The 8,007-nt window shown below is 60.2% G+C and carries 3 protein-coding genes and 1 pseudogene; 1 reads left to right on the top strand and 3 read right to left on the bottom strand.

The annotated features are described in order from the left end of the window. Nucleotides 1-145: 145 nt before the first annotated feature. Nucleotides 146-4,978, bottom strand: coding sequence for a M10 family metallopeptidase C-terminal domain-containing protein (locus DW49_RS0121600; protein ID WP_005619928.1), 4,833 nt, complete (start codon nt 4,976-4,978; stop codon nt 146-148). Nucleotides 4,979-5,255: 277 nt separating this feature from the next. On the opposite strand from DW49_RS0121600, the gene DW49_RS0121595 reads away from it, so the two are divergent. Further along, nucleotides 5,256-6,134, top strand: coding sequence for a carboxylate/amino acid/amine transporter (locus tag DW49_RS0121595; RefSeq protein ID WP_005619927.1), 879 nt, complete (start codon nt 5,256-5,258; stop codon nt 6,132-6,134). 1 nt (nt 6,135) lies between these two features. On the opposite strand, the gene DW49_RS0121590 is transcribed toward DW49_RS0121595, so the two are convergent. Together DW49_RS0121590 and DW49_RS01000000128710 are read right to left on the bottom strand one after the other, a co-directional pair. Further along, nucleotides 6,136-6,870 carry an SDR family NAD(P)-dependent oxidoreductase gene (locus DW49_RS0121590; protein WP_005619926.1) on the bottom strand — a complete coding sequence of 245 codons (735 nt, stop codon included), beginning with the start codon at nt 6,868-6,870 and terminating at the stop codon, nt 6,136-6,138. Between the two features lie 75 nt (nt 6,871-6,945). Continuing rightward, nucleotides 6,946-7,454, bottom strand: a pseudogene (locus DW49_RS01000000128710) (BRO-N domain-containing protein). Nucleotides 7,455-8,007: the final 553 nt, after the last annotated feature.

Raw genomic sequence — 8,007 nt, 5'->3', positions numbered from 1 at the left:
CGCTCCGCGTCACAGATCTGCGCCGCGCCGCACACTAAAGATCGGACGCAGAGCGTCCAGAACGGCATGCGACGCAGAGCGTCGCACGATAAAGGGCGTGGCACGATAGTTGAGATTCGACCGTGAGCGCGGAGCATGCTCGCTATCAGACGATGACGTCAGCCGCCTGCAGACTCTGCACACCCGTCAGCTGGATTTCGAAGTCCGCCCCGATGTTGTCATCGACATTGCCGTACAGCACACCATCGGCAAAGCGAAGCTCGCCGGTGTTGTTGGCGCTGAACGCCGAGTTGCCGATGAACGTGAACGCATCGTGGGCATCGGTAAGCGGTCGTGCATCGAAGCCTGTGAAATCCAGCTTGTCGCCTTCGCCCACCTTGAAACCATTGATGATGTCGCGCAAACCGTCACGGCCCACCTCCTCGAGGCTGTTGAACACGTAGCGATCCGCACCGGTGCCACCGATCAACGTGTCCGCTCCGGAACCGCCGATCAACACATCGTCGCCTGCGCCCCCGGACAACGTGTCGTTGCCATCGCCACCGTTCAACACGTTGGCGTTCTTGTTGCCCGTCAGCGAGTCGGCAAACTGGCTGCCGGTCAGGTTTTCAGTGCCTTTCAGGGTGTCCAGGCCAGAACCTCCGGTGGCTTGCTGGGCGCTGGTGTTCAGCGCGACCGTAACCCCGGCGCTGGCGAACAGGTACGACACCGTGTCATTACCGTCGCGCCCATCCAGAACATTGTCGCCAGCGCCCGCGTAGAGCACGTTATCCAAGGCATTGCCGTTGGCGTTGGCAGTGTCTGTACGAGTAATAGCGATGTTTTCCAGATTGGCCCCCAGCGTATAACTCGCCAGTGCGCTGTACACCGTATCGACGCCGCCGACCCACGCATCGCTGTTGGTCTCGACCACACGGTCTGCCACGTCATCGACGTAATAGCTGTCGGAACCGTCGCCACCTTTCAGCAAATCGCCCCCGGCTCCGCCGTCCAGAACGTTGTCGCTGCTGTTACCCGTGATCACGTTTTTCAGCGCATTGCCGGTGCCGTCGATGGCAGACATGCCGGTAAGCAGCAGGTTTTCGACGTTAGCCCCCAGCGTCCAGCTGACAGACGACACCACGGTATCGACCTGCGACGGCGAGTCATTGCTCTCGGTGACGGTATCCAGCGCGTTGTCGACCACATAGATGTCGTTGCCGTCGCCCCCCGTCATGTCGTCTGCACCCTGATCGCCGTCCAGTATGTCGTTGCCGGCGCTGCCGACCAGCGTGTCATCGTCACTGGTGCCGAAAATGTTGCCACCTTCGTTCTGGCCACCCGCAAAAATGGCCGCCGGGTCATTGTTGTCACTGGTGTCGCCCCTGAACCCCAGGTCGTCGGCAATGAAGTCGGCCAGGCGCTGACCGACGATCTCTGCCGACTCCTCATGCAGGTGCCAGACGTCATCCGGGTAGACCAGCGGGTTGACCTCGTAGCGCAAGGGCAGGTCGGTGTAGTCAACCGCCAGTTTGACGTCGCTGCGTTCGCTGGCAATGGCTTCCTGAGCGGCGCGGACATAACCGGCACCTTCGACAATGGCGTTGATTTTTTCCTGAGGGTAGCCGCGTGCTTCGGCTGCCTGGACTTGGTAATGGCCGGTTTCTGCCAGGTACACCGTGAAGTCGCCTATCTGCGCGTGCAAGTAGTCGAACACCTTGAGGGTTGATGCCTTGTACAGGTCGGCCGCAGCTTGTTTATCAGTGGCGCGGGCTATTTCCTGCGCGGCTTCTTCGCCCTGACCCCAGATAATGCCGGTGGTGACTTTGTCGATGGATGTCAACGACGCCAGTTGCGCCTTGAGCAGCTCGGTGGCACGCAGCAACGCCTGGCCAGGCTGATCGGTATCGGTCAGCCACCAGGAAATACGCTGTTCTTCCGGGGTGCCGGTTGAGTAACCGACGACGGTGCTGCCGCCTACCGCCAGGTCAATGGCATCACCGTTGGCGTCGTTGAACTGGCTGCGCACGTCGTAATCGGTGTAGCGGGTCAGGTCCTTGACCATTTCCGAGGTGCCGGACTGGTTGTCGTCCTCGGTCATGCGCAGCAGGCGCGCGTTGGACTGGCCCAGCGTCGGCAAATAAAGAATCTCCTGAGACTCACGCTGGCCAAACACAAAGTCTGCGTCGGTCAGGGTGTTGATCAGGTTGCCGCTCAAGGCGATTTCAAAGCGATTGCCTTCAGCATCGGAGGTAGCGGATTTGACGTAGGTCTTGTCGCCCGCCTCGTTGAGCGTCATGTACAGGGTGTGGTTTTCGCCGTTGCCCAGCCCCAGAAAACCCAGGGCGGAGACATCGATCTTGTCCTGGCCGGGGGTGAAATCGAAGATCGTGTCCGTCGCGGTCAGCCCGCCTGCGTCGTAGTCACGGTAGCTGTCAGTGAGCGTGCTGTAGACGAACGTGTCAGCATCGGCGCCGCCATACAAAGCGTCGCGGCCCGCTCCGCCGTTGAGCACGTCGGCGCCGGTATCGCCGCGCAAGGTGTCGTCGCCACCCAGGCCCAGCAACGTGTCGTTACCCTCGGTGCCATAAAGCGCTTCGGCGCTGTCGGTGCCGGTGATGACGCCCGGCGCGACGTTGCCCACATTGATCGCAAAGCTGTCCGCCACCGAAGCGCCGGTTGCGTCGCTGGCCGTCAGCAGCACCGAGTAGAGCCCTGAAGCCGTGCCACCTGGTGTGCCGCTGAATGTCAGGGTCTTGCTGTCGAATTTCAGCCAGTCGGGCAGGGCGCTGTTATCGGCCAGTGTCGCGCTGTAGGTCAGCGCGGTGCTGTCCGGGTCGCTGAAACTGCCGGGCTGCACGGCGTACGAGAACGGTTTCAGTTCGGTAACGATCTGGTCCATCAGCGGCGTGTTGAGCACCGGTGCCTGATTGGTGGCCGATGCGCTGGAGAAGATGAAGTTGGACGCGCCGAGTTTGTCGAGCAGATTGCCTTCCAGGGCGATCTCGAAACGATTACCGGTGGTGTCAACCGCATTGGTTTTGACGTAGGTTTTGCTGCCATCGCCGTTCAGCGACAGGTAAATAGTGTTCGCGCTGCCATCGCCCAGCCCGCGCAGGCCAATGGCGGAAAGGTCAATGCGGTCTTCGGCGACGTTGAAGTCAACAATGGTGTCGCTCTGCTTCGGCCCGCCAGCGGTGTAATTGCGGTAGCTGTCCAGACGCGAGCTGTAGACGAAAACGTCGGCACCTGCGCCCCCGGTCAGTGTGTCGGCATCGGCACCGCCATTGATCGTGTCTGCCCCCGCGCCGCCATCAATGCGGTCCATGCCGGCATTGCCGTTGATGACATCGTTGCCTGCCGTACCGGTCAGGGTATCGCCGCCTGCGGTGCCTTCCGTTACGCGCTGGAAGATGAAGTGACTGGCATTGAGTGTGTCTTTCAGGTTGCCGGTCAGGCCCAGCTCGAACCGGTTGCCGCTGGCATCGACATCCAGCGACTTGACATAGGTGCGGTCCAGGGTGGCGTTGTAGCTGATATTCAGCGTGCCATCCTTGCCGCTGCCCAGCCCGGTGAAGCCCAGGTTCGCCAGATCGATGCGGTCCTGGCTGACGTCGAAATCAGTGAGCAGATCGGTAGCGCTGGTGGTCGCCGTGCGATAGCTGTCGGTCAGTTGATCGAAACGAAAGGTATCGGCACCTGCGCCGCCGCTGAGCTTGTCGGCCCCGGCACCGCCGACCAGAATATCGTCGCCCGTGCCGCCGTTGAGCGTGTCTTTACCCGCCAGACCGAAGATCAGCTCGTGTGCCGCACCGCCGGTAATAACGTCGTTGGCCTCTGTGCCCAGCACGGTGACCAGCGGGAACGCATCGCCCGCAAAGCTGCCATCGCCGTAAACCAGCGTCAGGCCTTTGCTGGTGTGGCTGATGGTATTGCCGACGATGCTGTTGCGGTCGGTGCCGTCTTCGTTGCGCTCGGCCACGCCATAGGTGGAATTGTCGCTGCCGGTGATCAGGTTGCCACGGATCAGGTTGTCACTGCCGTTGAAGTACTTGCCGGAGACACCAGTGGTGTCGTCGTAGGACTGAATGATGATCTCCGGCACCGGAGCGCCGAGGGAGTTGTTGCTCAGCGTGTTATCAAAGACATCCACCCCGGAACTGCCATAAATGCGCACGCCCGCGCTGCCGTTGTCGTGAATGTCCAGGCCGCTGACCGACACCTGACTGGACAGCTTGATAAGCACGCCTTCGGCACCGTTGCCATAGACCGCACCGCCGGTGATGGTGATGTTGGCGGGCGAGGGAATGTTCTCGCTGCCGCGCTGCACCACAATGCCGGTGCTGCCGTTGCCGTAGGCGACGTTGTTGCTCAGGGTGAAGTCGTGGGTGCTGGTCACCACGTTGAAGCCGTGACGATCGTTGTTATACGCGACGTTGTTCTCGAACACGCTGTCGCTCAGGTAATCGGCCACGAAGCCGTCCAGGCCGTTGCCGTGGGACACGCTGTTCTTGATCACCATGTTGACGGTCTGCTCGTGCGGGTCGAACCCGTAGCCTGAGCAATCCTTGATTTCGACGCTGTCCAGGGTGACGTTCGAGTCTTTGCCGTCAGAGCCCGGAATGTACCCGTTGAACCAGCCGTCCACCTTGCCGGTGGTGGCGTCCCGATTACCGTCCAGCGTCAGGTTCTTCATGCCGAAGTCGTGGGTTTCTTCACCGTAGGCCGAGCGGACAATGCCGGTGACTTTGGTGTCCGAGCCGTCCGCGAGCTTGATGATCGTCTCGCCCATGCCGGCACCCGATAGGGTGACGTTGCTTTTGAGCATCAGGCAGCCATCGGAAGGCTCTTCGCCCCCAGACACGATGTACGTCCCTGCCGCCAGAACCACTTCACCACCACCCGCCGCTGCGGCCGCATCGATCGTGGCCTGAATTGCTGCTGTATCGTCCGTGACGCCGTCGCCCAAAGCTCCAAAGTCTTTTGTGTTGAATATCATGGCGTTACTCCGGGCGACGAAGATTTTAGGTGATGAAGTCAATATTGCAGCGCCCCGGTGTAAGACCCCTTATTCAGGAAAAGTTGCGTGATATAGGCTATATTTTCGTCGAAAGCGACGACATGTGCGTCAATAATGCGGCTGTCATATTTGTGACGGGTAACGCAGGTCGCGCCGCCGGGTTGGCGTCAAAAAGCGATGACCCGTCAGTGGTCGGTCTGTGGACAGCAGGTTGCGCAAACCGCTATGTTCGCGCCCTTCAAAAACGGGGGCGGGCATGGGTTATCTACTTTTCGTCACACTGATTCAGGCGTTTTCATTCAGCCTGATCGGTGTCTATCTGGCGGGTCACGTTGACAGCTACTTTGCCGTGCTGATCCGTGTGGTGCTGGCCGGTCTGGTGTTCATTCCATTGACCCGCTGGCGTCAGGTCGAGCCACGATTCATGCGCGGCATGCTGCTGATCGGCGCCTTGCAGTTCGGCGTTACCTACGTCTGCCTGTACCTGAGCTTCCGGGTGCTGACGGTGCCGGAAGTGCTGCTGTTCACCATCCTCACGCCGCTGCACGTGACCTTGATCGAAGACGCACTCAACCGACGCTTCAACCCCTGGGCCTTGCTGGCGGCGCTGGTCGCGGTGCTGGGCGCAGGTGTGATTCGTTACGACGGCCTGGACGGCGATTTTCTCGGTGGCTTCCTGCTGCTGCAGGTGGCCAACTTCACCTACGCTGCCGGGCAGGTGCTGTACAGACATCTGGTGGCGCGCCACCCCAGCGACCTGCCGCATTACCGACGTTTCGGCTACTTCTATCTGGGTGCGCTGGCGGTGGTGCTGCCCGCGTTCCTGATGTTCGGCAACCCGCAACACCTGCCTGAAGCAGCGACCCAATGGATCGTGCTGCTGTTCCTCGGCCTGTGTTCGACGGCGCTGGGCATGTACTGGTGGAACAAAGGCGCGTGTAGCGTCAATGGCGGCACCCTGGCCGTCATGAACAACCTGCATGTGCCATTGGGGCTGTTGATCAACCTGCTGATCTGGAACCAGCACGAAGACTTCACTCGCCTGCTGATTGGCGGCGGGGTGATTGTCGCTTCGGTGTGGATCAGCCGGTTGGGCGTGCGGCGGGTGCCGGCAAACGTGCCAGGCACCCGTTGAATCAGACGTGCTGACCGCCGTTGACGTGAATTTCTGCGCCATTCACATAAGAAGCGCCGGCGGTGCACAAAAAGTAGATCAATGAGGCCACTTCCTCAGGCTTGCCCAGACGGTGCATCGGCACCAGCCGCTCGACGATTTCCGCTGTGCCGGGCGACAGGATCGAGGTGTCGATCTCGCCCGGCGCAATGGCATTGACCCTGACCCCGTGCGGGCCGAAGTCGAACGCCATCTCGCGGGTCAACGCGGAAAGCGCCGCCTTGGACGTGGCGTAAGCGACACCGGCAAAAGGGTGCACTTTGGAGCCTGCAATCGAGGTGACATTGATGATGCTGCCCTTGGCGGCTTTCAACTCATCGAACAGCCCGCGCGCCAGCAGTGCAGTGGAAAACAGGTTGACGTTGAAGACCTTGATCCAGGTGCTGTAATCCGACTCCAGCACACCCATGCGGCCGCCTTCCGGCGTCTTCGGCGAAACGCCCGCATTGTTCACCAGCGCATCCAGACGCCCGCCGAGCTTGTCTTTGATCGCGGCCATGCTGGCACTGACGCTGTCGATATCTTCCAGGTCCAGATGGATATGATTGAGCAGCCCCTCCGCCCACGGACAGTCGTCCACCCAGTTCTGCCTGGACGCTGTAAACACTTCCCAGCCTGCGGCATTGAAATGCTTGACCGTGGCATGACCAATCCCCCGGCTTGCGCCAGTCAGCAACAGCTTTTTCTTGTCGCCCATGAGTGCGTTCCGGTTTTTGAGGTTGAAAGCATCATGTTTTTTGACGGGCGGAGTGTCAACGCTGTTGGTCCGGTGTCAGGCTCTGGAGCGCTTGCGGTTGATGCGCTTCAGGACCCTGCGGCCGGGGCGCTGCCTCGGTCACTACATTCGGCATATCGCGCAACCGAATCCAGGTTTCGCTGCGCCAGTACAGCACGCTCAGCGACGTGCCCGGCCATTGCCGCTGGGTCATTCTGGGGTTGTCCAGGGTCACGTTCTGTTGATCGTGCAAAACCGTCAGCACCTCATACGTCAGCCACTGACGCAGCGCGCGGTTCTCCGGCACGTAGTGATGAACCAGCAGCGCCAGCGTGCCGGATTCGCTGATCATCAATTGCCGCTGGCACTCACCATTGGCCTGCAACCAGACCTCATGACGCTGGTCTGCATCAAGCTTGAGCGTGGCGCGCTGGTCCAGCACCTTGCCCATCAGCCGGGGCAAGGTCGGCCAGACAGAACCACGCCTGGGTGTCAGTAAAAATGGCGCGCAGCATGCGACTGTGACGCAGAAACAGAGTGGCGTCGAAATACGCCGTGCCTGGCACGCAGGGGTTACGGTAAACATGCATGCAGCTCCTGGAATGAGACTGCCACAAGACGTCGTCAAACGAATGGGTGGCAGCTGTGCGAAGGTTGACGAACCGGTATCCAGGAAACCGGCAGACCCTAAGGTCTCCGACGCACAGCCGCCATAGCACGTACCTCAAGGATGACTTGATGCAGTGGGTGGGGCGCTGACACGCCTGGATAGAACGGATCGTCAAATCCGGCCGCCGATTTGGCAGCGAACGGCGGGGAGGTGGGCGTGGTGGGGGGCAAGGGTGGGTTTGTTGCTATCGCAGCCTGCATGGTTCGTAGCAAATAAAGTGAGGTTCTGGGTTGGCGCCATCTTTACGGTTGAGTGCCGAGTGGTCGTTGGGGGGGGGCATCCGTCGCGAATGAAATACATGGAAGCTGAAGGCCCCAGCAGATGAGTAACTGATTTTCCAGGTCATTGCTAGTGTACTGTTTTCGAAATAAGTTACCCATAACCTGCAAGCTAAGCTATTGATAAGATTTGAATTTTCCGTTAGTTGGTGGCTGATTTTTTCGAAAACA

The organism is Pseudomonas avellanae BPIC 631 (assembly GCF_000444135.1).
In the GTDB taxonomy this organism is placed as follows: Bacteria; Pseudomonadota; Gammaproteobacteria; order Pseudomonadales; family Pseudomonadaceae; genus Aquipseudomonas; species Aquipseudomonas avellanae.
Note: the sequence above shows the minus strand (reverse complement) of the source record. Positions and strands in the feature narration are given on the sequence as shown.